General features: G+C 61.2%; 23 protein-coding genes. 15 read left to right on the top strand and 8 right to left on the bottom strand.

The window, feature by feature from the left end; all coding sequences use genetic code 11:
* The first annotated feature begins 2 nt into the window (after nucleotides 1-2).
* From murD to lpxC, 9 genes are all read left to right on the top strand, one after another.
* Nucleotides 3-1322, top strand: coding sequence for a UDP-N-acetylmuramoyl-L-alanine--D-glutamate ligase (gene murD, locus FHU12_RS18110; protein WP_025301569.1), 1320 nt, complete (start codon nucleotides 3-5; stop codon nucleotides 1320-1322).
* Nucleotides 1319-2521 (top strand): cell division protein FtsW, encoded by a 1203-nt coding sequence (ftsW, locus tag FHU12_RS18105; protein WP_141970970.1) that lies wholly within the window; start codon nucleotides 1319-1321, stop codon nucleotides 2519-2521. Before murD ends, ftsW begins: the two co-directional genes overlap by 4 nt.
* Nucleotides 2522-2524: 3 nt before the next feature.
* The gene (murG, locus tag FHU12_RS18100) at nucleotides 2525-3589 is read left to right on the top strand and encodes an undecaprenyldiphospho-muramoylpentapeptide beta-N-acetylglucosaminyltransferase (protein WP_103101742.1); all 1065 of its coding nucleotides are present in this window, start codon (nucleotides 2525-2527) and stop codon (nucleotides 3587-3589) included.
* An 83-nt stretch (nucleotides 3590-3672) separates the two neighbouring features.
* Complete coding sequence (gene murC, locus FHU12_RS18095) at nucleotides 3673-5148, top strand: UDP-N-acetylmuramate--L-alanine ligase (protein WP_025301571.1); 1476 nt, start codon at nucleotides 3673-3675, stop codon at nucleotides 5146-5148.
* Nucleotides 5141-6061: a D-alanine--D-alanine ligase gene (locus tag FHU12_RS18090; protein ID WP_141970968.1), complete on the top strand. Its 921-nt coding sequence runs from the start codon at nucleotides 5141-5143 to the stop codon at nucleotides 6059-6061. The genes murC and FHU12_RS18090 overlap by 8 nt, the downstream gene beginning before the upstream one ends.
* Nucleotide 6062: 1 nt before the next feature.
* A complete protein-coding gene (gene ftsQ / locus FHU12_RS18085; protein WP_141970966.1) occupies nucleotides 6063-6914 on the top strand; it encodes a cell division protein FtsQ in 852 nt (283 codons plus the stop codon).
* Nucleotides 6911-8167 (top strand): cell division protein FtsA, encoded by a 1257-nt coding sequence (gene ftsA, locus FHU12_RS18080; RefSeq protein WP_004932758.1) that lies wholly within the window; start codon nucleotides 6911-6913, stop codon nucleotides 8165-8167. The genes ftsQ and ftsA overlap by 4 nt, the downstream gene beginning before the upstream one ends.
* A gap of 74 nt (nucleotides 8168-8241) precedes the next feature.
* Complete coding sequence (gene ftsZ / locus FHU12_RS18075; RefSeq protein WP_004932757.1) at nucleotides 8242-9396, top strand: cell division protein FtsZ; 1155 nt, start codon at nucleotides 8242-8244, stop codon at nucleotides 9394-9396.
* Between the two features lie 103 nt (nucleotides 9397-9499).
* On the top strand, nucleotides 9500-10417 hold the full coding sequence (gene lpxC / locus FHU12_RS18070) for a UDP-3-O-acyl-N-acetylglucosamine deacetylase (protein ID WP_025301573.1): 918 nt from the start codon (nucleotides 9500-9502) through the stop codon (nucleotides 10415-10417).
* Between the two features lie 106 nt (nucleotides 10418-10523).
* Here lpxC and FHU12_RS18065 read toward each other — a convergent pair whose 3' ends face one another.
* Entirely contained in the window at nucleotides 10524-11039 is a 516-nt protein-coding gene (locus tag FHU12_RS18065; RefSeq protein ID WP_025301574.1) for a DUF721 domain-containing protein, read from the bottom strand.
* Nucleotides 11040-11065: 26 nt separating this feature from the next.
* On the opposite strand from FHU12_RS18065, the gene secM reads away from it, so the two are divergent.
* The 3 genes from secM to mutT all read left to right on the top strand — a co-directional run bounded on the left by secM (nucleotide 11066) and on the right by mutT (nucleotide 14872).
* The gene (gene secM, locus FHU12_RS18060) at nucleotides 11066-11596 is read left to right on the top strand and encodes a secA translation cis-regulator SecM (protein WP_141970964.1); all 531 of its coding nucleotides are present in this window, start codon (nucleotides 11066-11068) and stop codon (nucleotides 11594-11596) included.
* Nucleotides 11597-11678: 82 nt separating this feature from the next.
* The gene (gene secA / locus FHU12_RS18055) at nucleotides 11679-14387 is read left to right on the top strand and encodes a preprotein translocase subunit SecA (protein WP_141970962.1); all 2709 of its coding nucleotides are present in this window, start codon (nucleotides 11679-11681) and stop codon (nucleotides 14385-14387) included.
* An 80-nt stretch (nucleotides 14388-14467) separates the two neighbouring features.
* The gene (gene mutT / locus FHU12_RS18050) at nucleotides 14468-14872 is read left to right on the top strand and encodes an 8-oxo-dGTP diphosphatase MutT (protein ID WP_141970960.1); all 405 of its coding nucleotides are present in this window, start codon (nucleotides 14468-14470) and stop codon (nucleotides 14870-14872) included.
* Between the two features lie 39 nt (nucleotides 14873-14911).
* Here mutT and yacG read toward each other — a convergent pair whose 3' ends face one another.
* From yacG to coaE, 3 genes are read right to left on the bottom strand one after another with little or no spacing between them, the layout of a single operon-like run.
* The gene (gene yacG, locus FHU12_RS18045; RefSeq protein WP_004932737.1) at nucleotides 14912-15103 is read right to left on the bottom strand and encodes a DNA gyrase inhibitor YacG; all 192 of its coding nucleotides are present in this window, start codon (nucleotides 15101-15103) and stop codon (nucleotides 14912-14914) included.
* A 51-nt stretch (nucleotides 15104-15154) separates the two neighbouring features.
* Complete coding sequence (gene zapD, locus FHU12_RS18040) at nucleotides 15155-15907, bottom strand: cell division protein ZapD (protein ID WP_025301579.1); 753 nt, start codon at nucleotides 15905-15907, stop codon at nucleotides 15155-15157.
* Between the two features lie 5 nt (nucleotides 15908-15912).
* Entirely contained in the window at nucleotides 15913-16527 is a 615-nt protein-coding gene (gene coaE, locus FHU12_RS18035; protein WP_141970958.1) for a dephospho-CoA kinase, read from the bottom strand.
* 362 nt (nucleotides 16528-16889) lie between these two features.
* On the opposite strand from coaE, the gene FHU12_RS18030 reads away from it, so the two are divergent.
* Entirely contained in the window at nucleotides 16890-17933 is a 1044-nt protein-coding gene (locus FHU12_RS18030; protein ID WP_015376656.1) for a GMP reductase, read from the top strand.
* 51 nt (nucleotides 17934-17984) lie between these two features.
* Here the strand turns inward: FHU12_RS18030 and hofC are convergent, their stop codons facing one another.
* The 4 genes from hofC to nadC all read right to left on the bottom strand — a co-directional run bounded on the left by hofC (nucleotide 17985) and on the right by nadC (nucleotide 22146).
* The gene (hofC, locus tag FHU12_RS18025; RefSeq protein ID WP_141970956.1) at nucleotides 17985-19184 is read right to left on the bottom strand and encodes a protein transport protein HofC; all 1200 of its coding nucleotides are present in this window, start codon (nucleotides 19182-19184) and stop codon (nucleotides 17985-17987) included.
* Nucleotides 19181-20623: a type II secretion system protein GspE gene (gene gspE, locus FHU12_RS18020; protein ID WP_141970955.1), complete on the bottom strand. Its 1443-nt coding sequence runs from the start codon at nucleotides 20621-20623 to the stop codon at nucleotides 19181-19183. Before gspE ends, hofC begins: the two co-directional genes overlap by 4 nt.
* 5 nt (nucleotides 20624-20628) lie before the next feature.
* Nucleotides 20629-21066, bottom strand: coding sequence for a prepilin peptidase-dependent pilin (gene ppdD, locus FHU12_RS18015; protein ID WP_141970953.1), 438 nt, complete (start codon nucleotides 21064-21066; stop codon nucleotides 20629-20631).
* 189 nt (nucleotides 21067-21255) lie between these two features.
* The gene (nadC, locus tag FHU12_RS18010; RefSeq protein ID WP_141970951.1) at nucleotides 21256-22146 is read right to left on the bottom strand and encodes a carboxylating nicotinate-nucleotide diphosphorylase; all 891 of its coding nucleotides are present in this window, start codon (nucleotides 22144-22146) and stop codon (nucleotides 21256-21258) included.
* Nucleotides 22147-22230: 84 nt separating this feature from the next.
* Between nadC and ampD the strand changes: the two genes are divergently transcribed.
* Together ampD and ampE are read left to right on the top strand one after the other, a co-directional pair.
* Entirely contained in the window at nucleotides 22231-22827 is a 597-nt protein-coding gene (gene ampD / locus FHU12_RS18005) for a 1,6-anhydro-N-acetylmuramyl-L-alanine amidase AmpD (RefSeq protein WP_141970948.1), read from the top strand.
* A complete protein-coding gene (ampE, locus tag FHU12_RS18000; RefSeq protein ID WP_141957993.1) occupies nucleotides 22827-23681 on the top strand; it encodes a beta-lactamase regulator AmpE in 855 nt (284 codons plus the stop codon). The genes ampD and ampE overlap by 1 nt, the downstream gene beginning before the upstream one ends.
* The last annotated feature ends 44 nt before the right edge of the window (nucleotides 23682-23725 follow it).

Genomic DNA, 23725 nt, shown 5'->3' with positions numbered 1-23725 from the left:
TCATGGCAGACTATCAGGGTAGAAAAGTCGTCATCATCGGGTTGGGCCTCACCGGCCTGTCCTGCGTCGATTTCTTCATGGCGCGCGGCGTGACGCCGCGCGTGATGGATACCCGTATCGCGCCGCCAGGGTTGGACAAACTGCCTGAAAGCGTGGAGCGCCATCTGGGCGATCTGAATCAGGACTGGCTGCTGGCGGCGGATCTGATCGTCGCCAGTCCGGGCGTCGCGTTGGCGACCCCGGCATTGAGCGCCGCGGCGGACGCCGGCGTGGAAATCGTCGGCGACGTCGAACTGTTCTGCCGTGAAGCGCAGGCGCCGATCGTGGCGATCACCGGCTCCAACGGCAAAAGCACCGTCACCACCCTGGTGGGCGAGATGGCGAAAGCCGCCGGTTGGGCGGTGGGCGTGGGCGGCAATATCGGCCTGCCGGCGCTGAGCCTGTTGCGTCAGGAATGCCAGCTTTACGTGCTGGAGCTGTCCAGCTTCCAGCTGGAAACGACGTATAGCCTGCGGGCGGCGGCGGCGACCATCCTGAACGTGACCGAAGATCATATGGATCGTTATCCGTTCGGCCTGCAGCAGTATCGCGGCGCCAAGCTGCGCGTCTATGAAAATGCCGCCGTGTGCGTGGTGAACGCGGACGACGCGCTGACCATGCCGGTGCGCGGCGCCGACGAGCGCTGCGTCAGCTTCGGTGCGGACGTCGGCGATTATCACCTGAACCGCCAGCAGGGGGAAACCTGGCTGCGGGTGCGCGGTGAGAAGGTACTGAATACGCGCGAGATGAAGCTGACTGGCCGCCACAACTACACCAACGCCCTGGCGGCGCTGGCGTTGGCGGATGCGGTCAATATCCCGCGCGCGTCCAGCCTGAAGGCGCTGACCACCTTCACCGGCCTGGCGCACCGCTTCCAGCTGGCCTGGGAGCACAACGGCGTGCGTTGGATCAACGATTCCAAAGCCACCAACGTCGGCAGTACCGAAGCGGCGCTGAACGGTCTGCAGGTAGACGGCACGCTGCATCTGCTGCTGGGCGGCGACGGCAAGTCCGCCGATTTCTCGCCGCTGGCGCGCTACCTGCAGGGCGACAATGTGCGTCTGTATTGCTTTGGCCGCGACGGCGCTCAGCTGGCACAGCTGCGGCCGGAGGTGGCGACGCTGACCGAGACCATGGAGCAGGCGATGCGCACCATCGCCGGCCGCGTACAGCCTGGCGACATGGTATTGCTGTCGCCGGCCTGCGCCAGCCTCGATCAGTTCCGTAATTTTGAAGTGCGCGGCGATGAGTTCGCCCGCCTGGCGCAGGAGCTTGGCGGATGAAACTACGCTTGCCGAACTTCGGGCTGACAGAACGGCTGAAAGACTGGGTGACCGGCGCGCGCGACAACGACGCGGTCAACATGGTGCTGTACGATCGCACCCTGCTGTGGCTGACCTTCGGGTTGGCGATCATCGGCTTCGTGATGGTGACCTCGGCGTCGATGCCGATCGGCCAACGCCTGGCGGACGATCCGTTCCTGTTCGCCAAACGTGATGCGCTGTACCTCGGCCTGGCGTTCGGCCTGTCGCTGGTGACGCTGCGCATCCCGATGGAAGTTTGGCAGCGCTACAGCAACGTGATGCTGCTGATGTCGATCGTGATGCTGCTGATCGTACTGGTGGTGGGGAGCTCGGTAAACGGGGCTTCGCGCTGGATCGCGCTCGGCCCGCTGCGTATTCAGCCGGCGGAGCTGTCCAAGCTGTCGCTGTTCTGTTACCTGGCGAGCTATCTGGTGCGCAAGGTGGAAGAGGTGCGCAGCAACTTCTGGGGCTTCTGCAAGCCGATGGGCGTGATGGTGGTGTTGGCGGTACTGCTGCTGGCGCAGCCGGACCTCGGCACCGTGGTAGTGCTGTTCATCACCACGCTGGCGATGCTGTTCCTGGCCGGTGCGAAAATGTGGCAGTTCCTGGCGATCATCGGTTCCGGCGCGTTCGCCGTAGTGCTGCTGATCATTGCTGAACCTTACCGTATGCGCCGCGTGACCTCGTTCTGGAACCCGTGGGCCGATCCGTTCGGCAGCGGCTACCAGCTGACCCAGTCTCTGATGGCCTTTGGCCGCGGCGAGTTCTGGGGGCAGGGGCTCGGCAACTCGGTGCAGAAACTGGAGTATTTGCCGGAAGCGCACACCGACTTCATCTTCTCCATTTTGGGTGAAGAACTGGGCTATATCGGTGTGGTTTTAGCCCTGTTAATGGTATTCTTCGTCGCTTTTCGCGCGATGTCCATCGGGCGCCGCGCGCTGGAGATCGACCAACGCTTCTCCGGCTTCCTGGCCTGCGCGATCGGCGTATGGTTCAGCTTCCAGGCGCTGGTTAACGTCGGTGCCGCGGCAGGCATGCTGCCGACCAAAGGTCTGACGCTGCCGCTGATCAGTTACGGCGGTTCGAGCTTGCTGATTATGTCGACGGCCATCGTGCTGTTGCTGCGAATTGATTATGAAACGCGCCTGACCAAGGCTCAGGCGTTTGTGAAGAGGTAAGGGATGAGCGGGAAACCTAAGCGTTTAATGGTGATGGCAGGCGGTACCGGCGGGCACGTGTTCCCGGGGCTGGCGGTCGCGCATCATCTGATGGCGCAGGGCTGGCAGGTGCGCTGGCTCGGAACCGCAGACCGAATGGAAGCCGATCTGGTGCCGAAGCACGGGATCGAGATTGATTTTATCCGCATCTCTGGCCTGCGCGGCAAAGGCCTGAAGGCCCAGCTGACCGCGCCGCTGCGGATCTGGCAGGCGGTGCGCCAGGCGAAAGCCATCATGCGCAGCTATCAGCCGGATGTGGTGCTGGGGATGGGCGGCTACGTTTCCGGCCCCGGCGGCCTGGCGGCCTGGCAGTGCGGCATCCCGGTGGTGCTGCACGAGCAGAACGGCATCGCCGGCTTGACCAACCGCTGGCTGGCGCGCATCGCCGCCAAAGTGATGCAGGCCTTCCCCGGCGCGTTCCCGAACGCCGAGGTGGTGGGCAACCCGGTGCGTACCGACGTGTTGGCGCTGCCGTTGCCGGCGGAGCGGTTGCAAGGGCGCGAAGGCCCGATCCGCGTGCTGGTGATTGGCGGAAGTCAGGGCGCGCGCGTGCTGAATCAGACAGTTCCTGAAGTCGCGGCGCGTTTGGGCGATAGAATTACGCTCTGGCATCAGGTTGGCAAGGGCGCGCTGGAAACGGTGCTGCGCGACTACGAAAGGGTAGGGCAGACGCAGCACAAGGTGACCGAGTTCATCGACGACATGGCCGCCGCCTATGCCTGGGCCGACGTGGTGGTCTGCCGCTCCGGCGCGTTGACCGTCAGCGAAATCGCGGCGGCGGGGCTGCCGGCGATCTTCGTGCCGTTCATGCACAAGGACCGTCAGCAGTACTGGAACGCACGTCCGCTGGAAGAAGCCGGCGCGGCGAAGATTATCGAACAGCCGCAGTTCAACGCCGATGTGGTGGCCGAACTGCTGGCGAGCTGGGATCGCAAGACGCTGCTGGTCATGGCCGAGAAAGCGCGTGCGGTCGCCATTCCGGATGCCACCGAGCGCGTGGCGGCGGAGCTGGTGCGGCTCGCCAAGTAACGAATGCAGGGGTTCGGTATGCCGAACCTGAATAAAGCAATGTGATGTAGGGCCGGGGTACCGGATCCGGATTAGAGAGAGTGATGAATACACAACAACTGGCGAAACTACGTACTATCGTGCCCGAGATGCGTCGCGTCCGGCACATTCACTTTGTCGGCATCGGTGGCGCCGGCATGGGTGGTATCGCCGAAGTGTTGGCAAACGAAGGGTATCAGATCAGCGGCTCCGACCTGGCGCCGAATCCGGTCACCCAGCAGTTGAGCGCGCTCGGGGCGACGATTTACTTCAATCACCGTCCGGAAAACGTGCTGGATGCGAGCGTAGTGGTGGTTTCTACCGCCATCTCCGCCGACAACCCGGAGATCGTCGCCGCCCGTGAAGCGCGCATCCCGGTGATTCGCCGCGCAGAAATGCTGGCGGAGCTGATGCGTTTTCGCCACGGCATCGCTATCGCCGGCACGCACGGCAAAACCACCACCACGGCGATGGTTTCGAGCATTTACGCCGAAGCCCGCCTGGACCCGACCTTCGTCAATGGCGGGTTGGTGAAGGCGGCGGGCACCCACGCGCGACTGGGGTCCAGCCGTTATCTGATCGCGGAAGCGGATGAGAGCGATGCGTCGTTCCTGCATCTGCAGCCGATGGTGGCCGTGGTCACCAACATCGAAGCCGACCATATGGACACTTACCAGGGCGACTTCGAAAACCTGAAGCAGACGTTTATCAATTTCTTGCACAACCTGCCGTTCTACGGCCGTGCGGTGATGTGCATCGACGATCCGGTAGTGCGCGAGCTGTTGCCGCGCGTGGGTCGCCACATTACCACCTACGGCTTCAGTGAAGATGCCGATGTGCGCATCGAAGACTACCGGCAGATTGGGCCGCAGGGGCACTTTACCCTGAGCCGTCAGGACAAACCGTTGCTGACGGTGACGCTGAACGCGCCGGGTCGCCACAATGCGTTGAACGCGGCGGCGGCGGTAGCGGTCGCGACCGAAGAAGGCATCGACGACGAGGATATCCTGCGCGCGCTGGCGGGCTTCCAGGGGACCGGGCGTCGCTTCGATTTCCTCGGCGAGTTCCCGCTGGAGCCGGTCAACGGCAAAGCGGGCAGCGCGATGCTGGTGGACGACTACGGCCACCATCCGACCGAGGTGGACGCCACGCTGAAAGCGGCGCGCGCCGGCTGGCCGGACAAGCGTCTGGTGATGATCTTCCAGCCGCACCGTTATACGCGCACCCGCGATCTGTACGACGATTTCGCCAACGTGCTGTCGCAGGTGGATGTGCTGCTGATGCTCGACGTGTACGCCGCCGGCGAAGCGCCGATTCCGGGCGCGGACAGCCGCTCGCTGTGCCGTACCATCCGCAGCCGCGGCAAGCTGGATCCGATCCTGGTTTCCGATGCCGATACCGTGCCGGAAACCCTGGCGCAGCTGCTGCAGGATGAAGATCTGGTGCTGGTGCAAGGCGCCGGCAACGTGGGCAAAATCGCCCGTAAACTGGCCGAGCTGAAGCTGCAGCCGCCGAAGAAAGAGGAGGAGCACCATGGCTGATAAAGTTGCAGTTCTGCTGGGCGGCACCTCCGCCGAACGTGACGTTTCCCTGCAATCCGGCGCCGCGGTGCTGGCCGGGTTGCGCGAAGCCGGCATCGATGCGCACGGCGTCGATACCCGCGATTTCCCGGTAACCGAGCTGAAAGATCAGGGGTTTACCAAAGTGTTTATCGCGCTGCACGGCCGCGGCGGCGAGGACGGTACCCTGCAGGGGCTGCTGGAGTTCCTCGAGCTGCCTTATACCGGCAGCGGCGTGATGGCCTCGGCGCTGACCATGGATAAATGGCGCACCAAGATGGTGTGGCAGTCGATGGGCTTGCCGGTGGCGCCTTACGTGGCGTTGAATCGCCAGCTGTACCTCGGCGTTGAAAAAGCGGCGCTGCTGGCGCGCGTGGCGGATCTCGGCCTGCCGCTGATCGTCAAGCCGAGCCGCGAAGGCTCCAGCGTCGGCATGAGCAAGGTCACCGAGAGCGCCACGTTGGAAGCCGCGCTGGAAGAAGCCTTCCGCCATGACGACGATGTGCTGGTGGAAAAGTGGCTGAGCGGCCCGGAATACACCGTGGCGATGCTGGGCGACCAGGTGCTGCCGTCGATCCGTATCCAGCCGGCCGGCGTGTTTTACGACTATCAGGCCAAGTACATTTCGGACGACACGCAATACTTCTGCCCGAGCGGTTTGAGCGCCGAGCAGGAAGCCGAAATGGCGGCGTTGGCGCTGCGCGCCTACCGCGGCCTGGACTGCAGCGGCTGGGGCCGCGTCGACGTGATGCAAGACAGCGATGGCAGCTTCTATCTGCTTGAGGTGAACACCTCCCCGGGCATGACCAGTCATAGCCTGGTGCCGATGGCAGCGCGCCAGTTTGGATTAAGCTTCTCGCAGCTAGTGGCGAGAATTTTGGAGTTGGCCGACTGATATGTCGCAAGCTGCCCTGAATGCGCGCGATCGCGAGGTGGATAACGGCCCGCGCCGCAGCAATGGAACCCAGTTGGCGGGAATGATTTTCCTGCTGATGGTGTTGGGAACGGTCGTGTGGAGCGGTTGGGCGGTGCTTGGCTGGATGAAAGACGCCAGTCGCCTGCCGCTCTCAAGGCTGGTGGTGACCGGCGAACGCCACTACACCACCAACGATGATATTCGTCAGGCGATCCTGGCGCTGGGCGCACCCGGCACCTTTATGACGCAGGATGTGGACGTCATCCAGCAGCAGATCGAACGTCTGCCGTGGATCAAGCAGGCCAGCGTGCGCAAACAATGGCCGGATGAGCTGAAGATCCATTTGGTGGAGTACGTTCCGGTGGCGCGCTGGAACGATTTGCACATGGTGGACGCCGAGGGCAAAGCGTTCAGCGTGCCGGCGGAGCGGGCGGGCAAGCAGAAGTTGCCGCTGCTCTACGGGCCGGAAGGGAGCGAGCAGGATGTGCTGGAGGGCTATCGGGCGATGAGCGCCACGTTGGCGGCCAGCAAATATACGCTGAAAATGGCGGCGATGACCGCGCGCCATTCCTGGCTGCTGGCGCTGGACAACGATGTCCGGCTTGAGCTGGGGCGCGATGACCGCAACGGGCGTTTGCAGCGGTTTATCGAGCTTTACCCGGTATTGCAGCAGCAGGGCCAGGCGGAGAGCAAGCGTGTCAGCTATGTCGATCTGCGCTACGAGTCCGGCGCTTCGGTAGGATGGGCTCCGGTGTTGGTCGATCCGCAGGCGCTTGGCGGTCAGCAAAACAGTAATCAGCAACAGAATCAGGCACAGGCAAAACAACAATGATCAAGTCGACGGACAGAAAACTGGTAGTTGGACTGGAGATCGGTACTGCAAAAGTCTCCGCGTTGGTAGGGGAAGTTCTGCCCGATGGCATGGTCAACATTATCGGGGTGGGCAGCTGCCCGTCTCGCGGCATGGATAAGGGTGGCGTAAACGACCTGGAGTCGGTGGTGAAGTGCGTACAGCGCGCCATCGATCAGGCCGAGCTGATGGCGGACTGCCAGATCTCGTCGGTGTATCTGGCGCTGTCGGGCAAGCACATCAGCTGCCAGAACGAAATCGGCATGGTGCCGATTTCGGAAGAGGAAGTGACGCAGGACGACGTGGAGAACGTGGTGCACACCGCCAAATCGGTGCGCGTGCGCGACGAACATCGCATCCTGCACGTGATTCCTCAGGAATACGCCATCGATTATCAGGAAGGCATCAAAAACCCGGTTGGGCTGTCCGGCGTGCGCATGCAGGCCAAGGTGCATCTGATTACCTGCCATAACGATATGGCGAAGAACATCGTCAAGGCCGTGGAACGTTGCGGCCTGAAAGTTGACCAACTTATTTTCGCCGGTCTGGCCGCGAGCTACGCGGTGCTGACCGAAGATGAACGCGAACTCGGCGTTTGCGTGGTGGATATCGGCGGCGGCACCATGGATATGGCGGTGTACACCGGCGGTGCGCTGCGCCACACCAAAGTGATCCCTTATGCCGGGAACGTGGTCACCAGCGATATCGCCTACGCCTTCGGCACGCCGCCGACCGACGCGGAAGCGATTAAAGTTCGACACGGCTGTGCGCTTGGGTCGATTGTTAGCAAGGATGAGAATGTAGAGGTGCCTAGCGTCGGGGGACGTCCTCCGCGCAGTCTGCAAAGACAGACGCTGGCTGAAGTCATTGAGCCACGCTACACCGAACTGTTGAATCTGGTTAACGATGAAATTTTGCAATTGCAGGAGCAACTGCGTCAGCAAGGGGTGAAGCATCATCTGGCAGCCGGTATCGTGCTGACCGGTGGTGCCGCCCAGATTGATGGCCTGGCAGCCTGTGCGCAACGGGTGTTCCACACTCAGGTACGCATCGGCCAACCCTTGAACATCACGGGTCTGACGGATTATGCGCAGGAGCCTTACTACTCGACGGCGGTAGGTCTGCTGCACTATGGAAAAGAGTCTCACCTGAGCGGTGAGACAGAAGTAGAAAAACGCGCCTCGGTGGGCAATTGGTTTAAACGTATCAATAGCTGGCTGAGAAAAGAGTTTTAATGTTTCAACAAAGAGATCATGCTGAGTAATCTTTTTATGATCTCGCAGCGACAGGCACAAAACGGAGAGAAACTATGTTTGAACCAATGGAACTAACCAATGACGCGGTGATTAAAGTCATCGGCGTCGGCGGCGGCGGTGGCAACGCCGTTGAACACATGGTGCGCGAGCGCATCGAAGGTGTTGAATTCTTCGCTGTGAACACGGACGCCCAGGCGCTCCGCAAAACGGCGGTTGGCCAAACCATCCAGATTGGTAGCGGTATTACCAAAGGTCTGGGTGCGGGCGCGAACCCTGAAGTGGGTCGCAATTCAGCGGAAGAAGACCGCGAAGCCCTGCGCGCAGCGCTGGACGGCGCAGACATGGTCTTCATCGCAGCCGGCATGGGCGGCGGTACCGGTACCGGTGCGGCGCCAGTGGTGGCTGAAGTGGCTAAAGATTTGGGTATTCTGACCGTGGCCGTGGTGACCAAGCCTTTCAACTTCGAAGGCAAGAAGCGCATGGCATTCGCGGAGCAGGGTATCGCTGAACTGTCCAAACACGTGGACTCGCTGATCACCATCCCGAACGACAAATTGCTGAAAGTTCTGGGTCGCGGCATCTCTCTGCTGGACGCGTTCGGCGCGGCCAACGACGTGCTGAAAGGCGCGGTGCAGGGTATCGCCGAGCTGATCACCCGTCCGGGCCTGATGAACGTCGACTTCGCCGACGTGCGCACCGTGATGTCCGAAATGGGCTACGCGATGATGGGCTCCGGCGTGGCTTGCGGTGAAGACCGTGCCGAAGAAGCGGCCGAAATGGCGATCTCCAGCCCACTGCTGGAAGACATCGACCTGTCCGGTGCGCGCGGCGTGCTGGTCAACATTACCGCCGGCTTCGACCTGCGTCTGGATGAGTTCGAAACCGTGGGTAACACCATCCGCGCGTTCGCGTCCGACAACGCTACCGTGGTTATCGGTACCTCGCTGGATCCGGAAATGAACGACGAACTGCGCGTTACCGTGGTTGCAACCGGTATCGGTATGGACAAACGTCCTGAAATCACCCTGGTGACCAATAAGCAGGCCAGCCAGCCGGTGATGGATCACCGTTATCAGCAGCACGGTATGTCGCCTCTGCCGCAGGAAGTGAAACCTGCCGCCAAGGTGGTCAACGACCAAGCTGCGCAGCCGAATAAAGAGCCCGACTATCTTGATATTCCAGCCTTCCTGCGTAAACAGGCAGACTAAGAATATCCTGAGAATTTGGAATCTCCGCTCTTTGTGCTAAACTGTCCCGCCAGCCATGCTGTATGCTTGGCTGGTAGGATGGATAACATTGCGAGATAAAACGATGATCAAACAAAGGACATTAAAACGTATTGTTCAGGCGACTGGCGTCGGTTTGCATACCGGCAAGAAAGTCACGCTGACAATGCGCCCAGCGCCGGCTAATACCGGGGTCATCTATCGTCGCACTGACTTGAATCCACCGGTTGATTTTCCGGCTGATGCAAAATCCGTGCGTGATACCATGCTCTGTACTTGCCTGGTGAATGAGCATGACGTGCGTATTTCGACCGTTGAGCACCTCAACGCCGCGCTGGCTGGGCTGGGCATCGACAACATCGTCATTGAAGTCGACGCCGCTGAAATCCCAATCATGGACGGCAGCGCCAGTCCGTTCGTGTTCTTGCTGCTGGATGCCGGCATCGAAGAACTGAACTCGGCGAAGAAATTCCTGCGTCTGAAAGAGACCGTGCGTGTTGAAGATGGCGACAAGTGGGCCGAGCTGTCCCCGCATAACGGGTTCCGCCTGGACTTCACCATCGACTTCAACCACCCGGCTATCGACGCCAGCGCTCAGCGCTATCGTCTTGATTTCTCGGCTGAGTCGTTCGTGCGTCAAATCAGCCGCGCGCGCACCTTCGGTTTCATGCGTGATATCGAATACCTGCAGTCCCGTGGCCTGGCCCTGGGCGGCAGCTTCGATTGCGCCATCGTGGTAGATGATTATCGCGTGCTGAACGAAGACGGTCTGCGTTTCGAAGACGAATTCGTACGTCACAAAATGCTGGACGCCATCGGCGACCTGTTCATGTGCGGCCACAACATCATTGGCGCGTTCACCGCGTTCAAGTCTGGCCACGCGCTGAACAACAAACTGCTGCAGGCCGTGCTGGCCAAGCAGGAAGCGTGGGAATACGTGACCTTCCAGGACGAAGCCGAAATGCCATTGGCATTCAAGGCACCGTCTACCGTATTGGCGTAAGGTCTGAATTCCTCGCCTGCGAATAACGGCAGGCGCATCCTCTGAGAGCCTGATCATTCAGGCTCGTGATGCCGGCTGTCGGATGTTTTGCAGTTCGTGTCGCTGATTACTTATCACGACTGGTTGTGTTGGTACCCTCTCCGGCCAATGCAGCCAGCCGTTCCAAAATCTTGCGCAGTTTCTCCGGGCTACGGCTCGCCAATCCTCTCAGTTCCTCCGCACTTTCCAGACTCAAATGCCGCATTGGCACGGGTTTTTCAGGCGCTTTTTCGGCGTTTTGCACCTGGTTGCTGCCTTTCGCCATCAAGGCCGGATTAATCCTGATGTCGATCGACGACAATGATGGTAGAATTTGCGCTCGTAGTGCAGATAGCAAAGCGGGTTGTTCGTAGCGCAAGCGCATCATCCAACTGGCATTTGCCGTTTCGAGCACTAAAATACCCTGTCGGAAATTCGCGACGCGGCACCAGGGATGCAGGGGAGCAGGCAACAAGCCCTTCACTGCACGGTTAAGCTTGAGTAGCGCCACCGCGCGTTGCTGGACGTTTTGCAGCGTCCCTTTGCTGCCGGCAGACGCGTCGTCGAACAGGACATCTAATAATTGTGGACGGCTATCGCGCATAATGGGCTCCGGCGGATTATAAACTCGTGATCGGTATTCTAAATCGTTGGCGACAATTTGGCAGACGTTATTTCTGGCCCCATCTCCTGTTAGGGATGGTTGCGGCCACGCTTGGCGCGCCTTCCAATTTGTCCGGCGCCCCCGATCAGGCCGCACTGCCGAATACGTCGTCCAGCCTTAACCGGCAAAATTCGGCCAACGGCACCTTCAATAGCCTGGCTCTGCTCCAGGACGCGCACCGCCGTCCTACCTTCAGCGTAGATTATTGGCAGCAACATGCGCTGCGCACCGTCATTCGTCACCTCTCTTTCGCGCTGGCGCCGCAGGCAGTTTATGCGCGGGTGCAGGAGAGCGAAGCCGAAGCGGAGCCCCCTTTGCAAGTGGCGCAACTGGCGCTGCTTTCTTCTCTCAACGCGCTGCTGACGCACGAGCCGAAGCCGCCGACCATCATTCGTCACACCCACCTTGAGGTGTTGCCAACGCTGGCACGGCACCAGACCGGCCTGTGGGTGGCGCAGGTGCAAGGCATTCGTGCCGGGCCCGCCGCGCTCGTCTGACTTCGCCCTTCGGGCACAAAAACCATAAATAATAGCAAGTTGACTGCCGTGCTCGGCCGTCATGACAGAGATATCAAACATCATGTTAGTGAAATTATTAACCAAAGTTTTTGGCAGCCGTAACGATCGTACCCTGCGCCGCATGCGCAAAGTGGTTGAGCAGATCAACCGTATGGAACCGGACATGGAAAAACTGTCCGATGACGAGCTGAAAGCGAAAACCAACGAGTTCCGCGCGCGCCTGGAGAAAGGCGAGTCGCTGGACAGCCTGATCCCTGAAGCCTTCGCCGTAGTGCGTGAGGCGAGCAAGCGCGTGTTCGGCATGCGTCACTTCGACGTTCAGCTGCTGGGCGGTATGGTGTTGAACGATCGCTGCATCGCCGAGATGCGCACCGGTGAAGGTAAAACCCTGACCGCGACGCTGCCGGCCTACCTGAACGCCCTGAGCGGCCGCGGTGTGCACGTCGTGACCGTCAACGACTATCTGGCGCAGCGTGACGCCGAAAACAACCGTCCGCTGTTCGAGTTCCTCGGCCTGAGCATCGGCATCAACCTGCCGGGCATGCCGGCGCCGGCCAAGCGTGAAGCTTACGCTGCCGACATCACCTACGGTACCAACAACGAATACGGTTTTGACTACCTGCGCGACAACATGGCGTTCAGCCCGGAAGAGCGTGTGCAGCGTAAATTGCACTATGCGTTGGTGGATGAGGTGGACTCCATCCTGATCGATGAAGCGCGTACGCCGCTGATCATCTCCGGCCCGGCAGAAGACAGCTCCGAGATGTACATCAAGGTTAACAAGCTGATCCCTAAACTGATCCGCCAGGAAAAAGAAGACTCCGACACCTTCAAGGGTGAAGGGCACTTCTCGGTGGATGAGAAGGCGCGTCAGGTTCACCTGACCGAACGCGGCCTGATCCTGATCGAAGAGATGCTGGTAGAAGCCGGCATCATGGATGAAGGCGAATCGCTGTACTCGCCGACCAACATCATGCTGATGCACCACGTTACCGCCGCGCTGCGCGCCCACGTGCTGTTTACCCGCGACGTGGACTACATCGTGAAAGACGGCGAAGTGATCATCGTCGATGAGCACACCGGCCGTACCATGCAGGGCCGCCGCTGGTCCGACGGTTTGCACCAGGCGGTGGAAGCCAAAGAAGGCGTGGAGATCCAGAACGAGAACCAGACGCTGGCTTCGATTACCTTCCAGAACTACTTCCGTCTGTACGAGAAGCTGGCCGGGATGACCGGTACCGCCGATACCGAAGCCTTCGAATTCAGCTCGATCTACAAGCTGGATACCATCGTGGTGCCAACCAACCGTCCGATGATCCGTAAGGATATGCCGGATCTGGTGTACATGACCGAGAAAGAGAAGATCGGTGCCATCATCGAAGACATCCGCGAGCGTACCGCCAAAGGCCAGCCGGTGCTGGTGGGTACCATCTCAATCGAGAAATCCGAAGTGGTTTCCCATGAGCTGACCAAAGCGGGTATCGAGCACAAGGTGCTGAACGCCAAATTCCACGCCATGGAAGCGGACATCGTCGCCCAGGCCGGCCAGAGCGGTGCGGTAACCATCGCCACCAACATGGCGGGCCGTGGTACCGACATCGTGCTGGGCGGCAGCTGGCAGGCCGAAGTGGCGCTGTTGGAAGAGCCGACCGAAGAACAAATTGAAGCCATCAAAGCGGCCTGGAAAGTACGCCACGACGCGGTGCTGGCGGCGGGTGGCCTGCATATCATCGGCACCGAGCGCCATGAATCGCGCCGTATCGATAACCAGCTGCGCGGCCGTTCCGGTCGTCAGGGCGACGCCGGTTCATCCCGCTTCTACCTGTCGATGGAAGATGCCCTGATGCGTATCTTCGCTTCGGATCGCGTGTCCGGCATGATGCGTAAACTGGGTATGAAAGAAGGCGAGGCGATTGAGCACCCGTGGGTGACCAAGGCGATTGCCAACGCTCAGCGCAAGGTGGAGAGCCGCAACTTCGACATCCGTAAGCAGCTGCTGGAATACGACGACGTCGCCAACGATCAGCGCCGCGCCATCTACAGCCAGCGTAACGAATTGCTGGACGTGTCCGACGTGAGCGAAACCATCGCCAGCATCCGCGAAGACGTGTTCAAGAGCACCATCGACAACTACATCACGCCGCAGTCGCTGGAAGAAGAGTGGGACATTCAAGGGCTGGAAGAGCGCCTGAAGAACGACTTCGATCTGGAGATGCCGATCGCACAATGGCTGGACAAAGAGCCGGAGCTGCACGAAGAGACGCTGCGCGAACGTATTCTGGAGAACGCCAAAGAGCAGTACCTGCGTAAGGAAGAAGTGGTCGGCAGCGAAATGATGCGCAATTTCGAGAAGGGCGTGATGCTGCAGACGCTGGATTCCCTGTGGAAAGAGCACCTGGCGGCGATGGACTACCTGCGTCAGGGGATCCACCTGCGCGGCTATGCACAGAAAGATCCGAAGCAGGAGTACAAGCGCGAATCCTTCAACATGTTCGCCACCATGCTGGAATCGCTGAAATATGAAGTGATCAGCGTGCTGAGCAAGGTGCAGGTGCGGATGCCGGAAGAGGTGGAAGCGCTGGAACAGCAGCGCCGTGAAGAGGCCGAGCGCCTGGCGCAGCACCAACAGCTGAGCCATCACGACGAGAACGCGCTGGTGACTGAAGATCCGAACGCGCCGGCCACCGCCGAGCGTAAAGTGGGCCGCAACGATCCTTGCCCATGCGGCTCCGGCAAGAAATACAAGCAGTGTCACGGCCGCCTGCAGTAATGCCGGCCGCGGTTAACCGATAACACCCAGGGGTTCAGCTTGCTGAGCCCCTGTTTTTTGGCACCCATCAGGAGGGTGAGATGAAACATCTGAATATCGCCGTGGGCATCATCCGCAATGCTCAACGGGAGATCTTTATTACCCGCCGCGCCGCCGACGCGCACATGGCCGGATTCTGGGAGTTTCCCGGCGGCAAGATCGAACAGGGTGAAACGGCGGAACAGGCGCTGAGCCGCGAGCTGCGTGAAGAGACCGGTATCGAAGCCGAACGTGCCGAACTGCTGGAGGTGGTGGAACACCGCTTCAGCGATCGCATCGTAACGCTGAATTTTTATCTGGTGGAAGCCTGGACGGGTGAGCCGTTCGGCCGTGAGGGGCAACCGATGCGCTGGGTAAAACAGGCCGATCTGCGTGAAGACGAGTTCCCGGAAGCCAACGTCGGCATTATTCAACTGCTGGTAGCGCAGGCTAACGCCGCGCAATAACTAGATTGGCCTGGCGCCCGCCAGGCCAATCGTGGACGATCAACGATCGTCCATTTCACTCCAGTCTTCGCTTTCCGACAGATCGCTGTTGCTCGGAATGCGCTTCTCTTCATCGGCCCATTCGCCGAGATCGATCAACTGGCAGCGTTTGCTGCAAAACGGCCGGAACGGGCTGACTTCACCCCAAACCACGCCGGTGCCACAGGTTGGGCATTTTACTACGGTCGTCATAACGGTTCCTTACGCCTTCTGTCAGTGCTGAGAAGGCTTTCTTGCACAAGTTCAACAACAGGCCAGTTCGAACGTCAGGCGTTCAGGCACCACGCCATTTTCACTGTCCAGCGGCAGGAAACGAATGGCATAGCGCGTCTTGTGGCCGGAAATCTGCGGATAAAGCTGCGGCGCCAGATGGAGGCGCAGGCGCAGCAGATCCGCCCCTTCGGCGTTGTCCTGGAAAAAGCCGTTCAGGCTGATTTGATTGCGGAACGGCCCGGATTGGCGGATCAGATCCAGCACCATGATCAGCGCCTGGTTCAGCGGATCCAGCGACTGTAGCCAGGCGGCGACGTCGGCATCGCGATCCTGCTGTGGCGCGTGCATCCACATGTGCAGGGTCGGCAGATCGAAGCTGCAGCAGCCGCCGGGAATGTTCAGCCGCTGGCGCACCAGGCCGATCAGCCGGTCTTCGCGCAGCGCCTGGCCGAGGCGCGGCGCCGCCATCAGCGCCGATGAGCGCGACTTCAACTGGCCGCGCAGCTGGTCAATCAGTGCCATATCCACGCCCGGCACATCGGCCCAGGCCAACAGTTTCTGCTGCTGGCGCTCCAGCTCTTTGAGCAGTTCGGTGCGCACTTCGCCGCGCTCCAGCACGTCCAGCAGGTCGGAGACGGTGCGAAAGAAGGTGAGGGCGATGGCGGTTTCACTCAGGGCGCGTTGGCCGTGCAGCTGTTGCAGCAGGAATTCGATGCGCAGCCAGGTGCGCATTTTTTCGTTCAGCGGATGTTCAAAGAGAACGGTTGGGGAAACATCACTCATGCAGTTTAATCCTGTTGGGGCGCTGTTGCCGCCAGTTCAAGGTAGCGACGATGCAGTGCGGCGACCTGTGGCTCTATCCCCTGAGCGGCGCCGCTGTTGTCAATAATGTCATCCGCCACGGCGAGGCGCTGCCGGCGCGTGGCCTGGGCGGCGAGAATGCTCTGCGCTTGCTCACGGCTGACGCCGTCGCGCGCGATGGTGCGAGCCAGCTGGGTTTCGGCGTCGACGTCGATCACCAGCACCCGATCGGCGCGATCCTGCAGACCGTTTTCCACCAGCAGCGGCACGACCCACAGCGCGTATGGGCCGGTGGCCTGCGCCAGTTGGCGCTGGGTTTCACGGTGTATCAGCGGATGCAGCAGCTGGTTCAGCCAGGTTTTGTCATCGGGATGACTGAAGATGCGCTGACGCAGCGTAGCGCGGTTCAACGCGCCGTCCGGCAGCAACATTTCATTACCAAATCGCTCGGCGATCGCGGCCAAAGCAGGGGTGCCCGGCTCGACGACCTGACGGGCGATCACGTCGGCATCGACGAGGGTTGCGCCGTGGCGCGCAAAGGCGTTCGCGACGGTCGTCTTGCCGCTGCCTATGCCCCCGGTCAACGCAACAATGTAGGCCATGGTGTTAGGTGCATCCGATGTTCATAAAAAAATAATAGTCGAATCATAAAGCGATCGCGCAGAAGTGCAAGTCGGCAGGCGGCGCTTGCGCATCGGCACCGATCGAGTGGCGAGAAAAAGCGCAGCGGCACGGCAAAAATGAGCGGGCAATCACACTGCAATTATGCAGGTAAATTTGTCGGATTGTAGCGTAAATAAAGGCGAATTCGCAGTCTTGTTCGGCGATTATTAGCGCGTATTATAACGTCACTGGAACTGGCATTAATCTCGCCGCCGTCTTTTTGCGCCACTGGAAAGCCGTCGGGCAGAGGTTCGAATATCCTCCTTGCGATCCGTCGCCATTAACCAGGAAATCATAAGTCATGCGTATTGAAGAAGATTTGAAGTTGGGCTTTAAAGACGTGTTGATCCGCCCTAAGCGCTCCACGCTGAAAAGCCGTTCCGAGGTTGAACTGGAACGTCAGTTTACCTTCAAACATTCAGGTTGCAGCTGGTCCGGCGTGCCGATTATCGCCGCCAACATGGACACGGTGGGCACCTTCCGCATGGCCGAGGCCCTGGCTTCTTTCGACGTTCTCACCGCCGTACACAAGCATTACAGCGTCGAGCAATGGGCTGACTTCGTGCAGCGCATGCCGGAATCGGTGCTGCGCCATGTGATGGTGTCCACCGGTACTTCCGAAGCCGACTTCGCCAAAATGCAGCAGATCCTGGCCCTGTCTCCGGCGCTGAAATTCATCTGTATCGACGTGGCCAACGGCTACTCTGAACACTTCGTCGCCTTCCTGCAGAAAGCGCGCGAAGCCTGCCCGAATCACGTGATCTGCGCCGGTAACGTAGTGACCGGCGAGATGGTGGAAGAGCTGATCCTTTCCGGCGCCGACATCGTTAAGGTCGGCATCGGCCCGGGCTCAGTTTGTACCACCCGCGTGAAAACCGGCGTGGGCTACCCGCAGCTGTCGGCGGTAATCGAATGCGCCGATGCGGCCCATGGGCTGGGTGGCCAAATCGTCAGCGACGGCGGCTGCTCGGTACCGGGCGACGTCGCCAAAGCCTTCGGCGGCGGTGCGGACTTCGTGATGCTGGGCGGCATGCTGGCCGGCCACGACGAGTGCGAAGGCACCGTGGTGGAAGAGAACGGCGAGAAGTTCATGCTGTTCTACGGCATGAGCTCCGAGTCGGCGATGAAGCGCCACGTCGGCGGCGTGGCGGAATATCGCGCGGCCGAAGGCAAAACCGTCAAGCTGCCGCTGCGCGGCGAGGTGGAGTTCACCGTGCGCGATATCCTCGGCGGCCTGCGTTCCGCCTGTACCTACGTCGGTGCAGAGCGCCTGAAAGAGCTGACCAAGCGCACCACCTTTATCCGCGTGGCGGAGCAGGAAAACCGCGTCTTCGGCAGCAAATAAGCCGCACCTCGCATTCGGGCGCTGCGCACAGCGGCGCCCGCTAACCTCTTGTTATCCCAGCACGCTGCCCAGTTGAAAAATAGGCAGGTACATGGCGATCACCAAAGCCCCGACAATCCCGCCCACCACCAGCATCAGCAGCGGCTCCAGCGTTTGCGCCAGCGTATCGGCCAACTCGTGCGTCTGCCGTTCATACCACTGCGCCAATTTTTCAAGCAAGGCGTCCAGCGAACCGGATTCTTCGCCCACCCGCACCAGTTGCCGGCACAGCGGCGGAAACAGCGGTTGCAGGCCCAGAGCATGATGAAACGCCTCGCCTTCGGCGATCTGCCGCTGCACCTGTTCCAGCGCTTGTCGGTATAGCAGATGATCCGCCGCCAGCATCGCCGCGTTTAACCCTTCCACCAGCGTCAGCCCCGCGCGTTGGGTCATGGTCAGAATACGAAACGTTTGGCTCAGCGCGCCGCCGCTCACCAGCCGGGCGATCAGCGGCAGGCGTAGCAAGGCGGCCTGTTCACGTCGGCGCCATGGCGGGCGTGGATGCAGCCAGCGGCAATAGCCGAGCAGCAATGCGCCGAGCAGCAGCGCCAAATAGGGGCCAACGGCGATCAGCAGCGCGGACACCCCCAATAACCCTTGGGTAAACCAGGGCAGCGGCGCATCGAACGACTGATAAACCTTGGCGAATTCCGGCAGCACCATCACCAGCATCAGCACGCTGACCAGCAGCGCCACCGCACAGATGAAGAGGGGATACCGCAGCGCTTTGGTCACTTTGCGGCGCAGCAGCAGCTGGGCTTCCTGCTGTTGTGCCAGCTGCAGGCAACAGCGATCGAGGTTGCCGGTCAGTTCGCCGATGGCGATCAGTTGGCGATAGATAGGCGGAAAAACGCCTGGTTGCGCGGCAAGGGTTTCGGAAAGTGGCTGCCCTTCGCGCACCTGTTCTGCCAACTGACGCAACAGGCAACGCCAGGCTGCCGAAGGGTGCTCTGTCGCCAGCAGCTGCAGCGTATTGACCAGCGGCAGCCCGGCCTGCAACAGAGTAGCGAGTTGGCGCGTGAAGTGGATTAACGGTTCCCCACGCCACTGGCCGGGCGTGACGCGTTTGCCGTGCCCGATCCGCCACGGTTGCATGCCTTGCTCAATCAGTAATCGGCTCACCTGCCGTTTTTCTTCGCTCATCAGTTCGCCGCGGCGTAAGGCGCCCTGAGCGTCGAAAGCCTGCCACAGAAACAGGCGCCGCGCTTTCATGGCGTGGTTACGCCGAGCTGGACGACGTCGATCACGCGATACAGTTCTTCCAGCGAGGTCGTGCCTTCGGCGGCCAGAGTCAGCCCGGCCTGCAGCAGCGAAAGCTGCCCCTGCTCACGGGCGACATTCGCCAGCAGGCTAGGAGCAGCGTTCGCCAGCAGCGCCGCCTGTATTTCCGGCGTAATGGCCAACAGCTCATACACGCCGATGCGCCCATAGTAGCCGCCGAAGCAATGCTCGCAGCCGTCAGCGCGCCAGGCGGTCAGCGGTTCTGGCCAGACCGCTGTGGGAAAATGCGTCGGCTGGCTATGTGGGTATCGGCAGTGGCGGCACAACCTGCGCACCAACCGCTGCGCGACGACCAGCTTCAGGCAGCCGGCGAGCAGGTAACCGGGGATCCCCATGTGCATCAGCCGCGTCAGGGTTTCGCCGGTGGAGTTGGTATGCAGCGTCGACAGCACCAGGTGGCCGGTTTGTGCGGCCTTGACCGCGATCTCGGCGGTTTCCGCATCGCGGATCTCGCCGATCATGATGACGTCCGGATCCTGGCGCAGCAGGGCGCGCAGCACCCGGGCGAAACTCAGCTCGGTTTTGGCGTTGATCTGGGTTTGATTGACGCCGAACAGCGGGATCTCGACCGGATCCTCGACGCTGCACAGGTTGCTTTGCGCATCGTTCAACTGGCGCAGACCGCTGTACAGCGTGACCGTCTTGCCGCTGCCGGTCGGGCCGGTCACCAGGATCAACCCTTGCGGGCAGGCCAGCGCCGTCGCGTAGCGCGCCAGATCCGCCCGGCTCATGCCCAGTTGATCCAGCGGCAGCTCCTGCTGCTCACCCTGCTGAACGCGCAGCACCACCTTTTCGCCGTGCAGCGTCGGCAGGGTGGCGATACGCATGGCATAGCGCGCGCTGTCCAGCGTCAGGCTGAGCTGTCCGTCCTGAGGCTGACGGCGCTCGGCGATATCCAACTGGCCGAGGATCTTCAGCCGGGCGATGAGGCGCGCGGTCAGCTGCGGCGGCGGCGAGGCGAGGGTTTGCAGTACGCCGTCGATGCGCAGACGAATGCGAAAATGCTGCCGAAAGGGCTCGAAGTGGATGTCCGAGGCGCGGCGCTGAATGGCCAGGCGCAGCGTCTGGTTGATGAACTGTACCACCGGCGCATCGCCGTCGTCGGGGTAGGCGATGTCGGTCGTGTCCTCTTCGGCCGTCAAGGCTGCCGAGAGCGGCTCGTGGTGCTGATTCAGCGCCAGTTCCAGCCTGGCCGCCGGCCATTGTTCCAAATGGATGTGCTTGCCGGTGGCGAAACGCAGCGCCGCCAGCAGCCCCTGCGGCGCTTCTTCGCTGAGCGCGACCGTCAGAGTGGTCGGGTCTTCGCTCAGCGCCAGCGCCTGATAGCGCCGGCACAGGGCGTGAACCTCTTCGCTGATTTGCGCGTTCATCGCCGTTACTCCGCCGCGTTGTCGAAGCGGAAGACTTCCTGACATACCTCAACCAGCGTCGCGTTTTCGCTGCTGCACAGCCGGCTCCAGCGGGTCAGCCCATCGGCGTTGGATTTGGGGGTTAATGCTACCGCCAGCCCCTGCAGCGTTTGGGTGCCGGTCAGCGTGATCACCCCTTTAACGACCTTCACCCCGCTGACGTAACGCGACGAGCCGCCGGTGGGGATGCCTTTGCTGCCGGCCTCACAGCCGGCGGGGGCGCCCTCGTCCAGCACGCACAGCTCGACCGCCAGCTTATACGGCGCCATGGTTTGCAGCATGTCGGTCATCGCCGCTTTCTGGATGTAGCGCTGGTAGGCGGGAATGCCGATGGCGCTGAGGATGGCGATGATGGCGATCACCACCATCAGTTCTATCAGGGTAAAGCCGCGTTGCGTTTCCATGTGTTGTTTCCTCCATTGGGGTGTGGAAGGCAACGGTAGCGGCTTGCTCGGGGGCACGGCGAGGGGCTTTTGCGCGTTTCTCGGCGCGCTTCCATCAGTAATGATGTCGTTTGCAGCGGTGAAAAAAATGGTGAGAGGGGGTTCGCAATTTTATGGTAACGCCCCCGGCAGCGGCCGGGAGCGAGGGGATCATTTGAAGCGCATCGACAGATCGAGTGCGGTGATGTGCTTGGTCAGCGCGCCGACCGAAATGTAATCCACGCCGGTCTCGGCGAAGGTGCGCAGCGTCTCACTGGTGACGTTGCCGGACACTTCCAGCTGGGCGCGGCCCTGGGTTTGGGCGACCGCCTGACGCATCATCTCGACGCTGAAATTGTCCAGCATGATGATATCGGCACCGGCATCCAGCGCCTGCTGCAGCTCATCGAGCGATTCGACTTCCACTTCCACCGGCACGTCGGCGTGCAGCCAGAAGGCTTTTTCCACTGCGTTTTTGATCGAGCCGGAGGCGATGATGTGGTTTTCCTTGATCAGGAAGGCGTCGGACAGCCCCAACCGGTGGTTGCTGCCGCCCCCGCACAGCACGGCGTATTTCAGCGCGGTGCGCAGGCCGGGCAAGGTCTTGCGGGTATCGAGCAGGCGAGTCCGTGTGCCTTCCAGCAGGGCCACGTAGCGGCTGACCTCGGTCGCCACGCCGGAGAGCGTCTGCACGAAGTTCAGCGCGGTGCGCTCGCCGGTCAGCATCACCCGCGCGGGGCCGTGCAGCCGGCAAAGGGGTTGGTTCGGCGCCAGACGGTCGCCATCTGCCACCAGCCACTCCACCTGCACCTGGTTGCCCAACTGAATAAAGACTTCATTCAGCCAGCGTTGGCCGCAGAACACGCCGGTTTCGCGGGTGATGACGGTGGCCTCGGCCTGCTTGTCCGCCGGTAACAATTGCGCGGTAATATCGCGCCCGGCGTCGACTTCACCCCCCAGGTCTTCGCGCAGCGCCTGGGCGACGGCATAGGGAATATCACTTTCAATTCGTTCAAGAAGCTCGGTGCGGCGACTGTCGGCACTGTAGCGGCGTGTCGGCATGGAAAACTCCGAAATGGACGGTTAGATCGTAGGGGAACATGCTACTCTGTTGCAGGAATAAGTACCACCGCAGAGAGGTGTCTGATGCAGTTGGAAAATGGCTGGATTGTCGGGGTGACGCGAGTGGTCTCGCCGCACTGCGATCGGCGTCCGGATGACGAGCCGCCCTCGCTGCTGGTCATCCACAACATCAGCCTGCCGCCCGGCGAGTTCGGTGGCCCCTATATTGACCAGCTGTTCACCGGCACGCTCGACCCTGCGCAGCACCCTTATTTCGCTGAAATCCATCAGCTGCGGGTGTCGGCGCATTGCCTGATCCGCCGCGACGGGGAGATGGTGCAGTATGTGCCTTTCGACCAGCGTGCCTGGCACGCAGGCGTTTCCCTGTATCAGGGACGTGAGCGGTGCAACGATTTCTCCATCGGCATCGAGCTGGAAGGCACTGACCAATTACCCTATACCGAGGCGCAATATCGCACGCTGCAGGCGGTCACCGCGCTGCTGGCCGAACGTTATCCGCCGCTGGTGGCCAATATCGCCGGGCATTGCGATATCGCCCCCGGCCGCAAGACCGATCCCGGGCCGGCGTTCGATTGGGATCGCTATCTGGCATCTCTGGAACAACGCGGCGCGCCCGCCGACGCTATGCTTGAGACAAGAAAAAGGGAGAGGAATCGCTAATGACGCTGTTTACGCTGTTGCTGGTTTTGGCCTGGGAACGCCTGTTCAAGCTGGGAGAACACTGGCAGCTGGATCATCGCCTCGAAGTGGTATTTCAACGGCTGCATCGGGTTTCGCTGGCGCAGACGCTGGTGATGACCGCCGCCTGGATGGTGATCGTCTGGGGTGTTCTGTGGTTGTCGCACGGGTTGTTCTTCGGCGTGGTGACGCTGCTGCTGTGGATCGTCATCGACCTGCTGTGCGTCGGCGCCGGCATCAAGCGCAAACACTACCGCGCCTACCTGAAAGCGGCGCGGCAGGGCGATACCCACGCCAGCGATCAGATGGCGGAAGAGCTGGCGTTGATCCACGGCTTGCCGGTGGACTGCAGCGAAGAGCTGCGCCTGCGTGAGCTGCAAAACGCGCTGCTGTGGATCAACTTCCGCTATTACCTGGCGCCGCTGTTCTGGTTCGTGGTCTTTGGGCCGTACGGGCCGATCGCGCTGGCGGGATATGCCTTCCTGCGCGCCTATCAAACCTGGCTGGCGCGCCACAATACGCCGCTGGAGCGTTCGCAGTCGGGCATCGATCATCTGCTGAACTGGCTGGACTGGATCCCGGTGCGTTTGGCCGGGGTGGCCTATGCGCTGTTCGGCCACGGCGAGCGGGCGCTGCCGGCCTGGTTCGCCTCGCTGGGGGATCGGCATTCGTCGTCGTATCAGGTGTTGACGCGGCTGGCGCAGTTCTCGCTGGCGCGCGATCCGCATATGGATCCGGTGCAAACGCCGCGCGCGGCGGTGACGCTGGCGCGCAAGGTGACGATGATCATCGTGGTGGTGGTGGCGCTGTTGACCATTTACGGCACGCTGCTTTAAGCCGCAGCGAAAAACAAAACGGGCGCCGAGGCGCCCATTTTTTT

It is taken from the genome of Serratia marcescens (genome assembly GCF_006715005.1).
Lineage (GTDB): Bacteria > Pseudomonadota > Gammaproteobacteria > Enterobacterales > Enterobacteriaceae > Serratia > Serratia montpellierensis.
The sequence above is the reverse complement of the archived record's forward strand: the minus strand, read 5'-3'. Positions and strand labels throughout refer to the sequence as shown.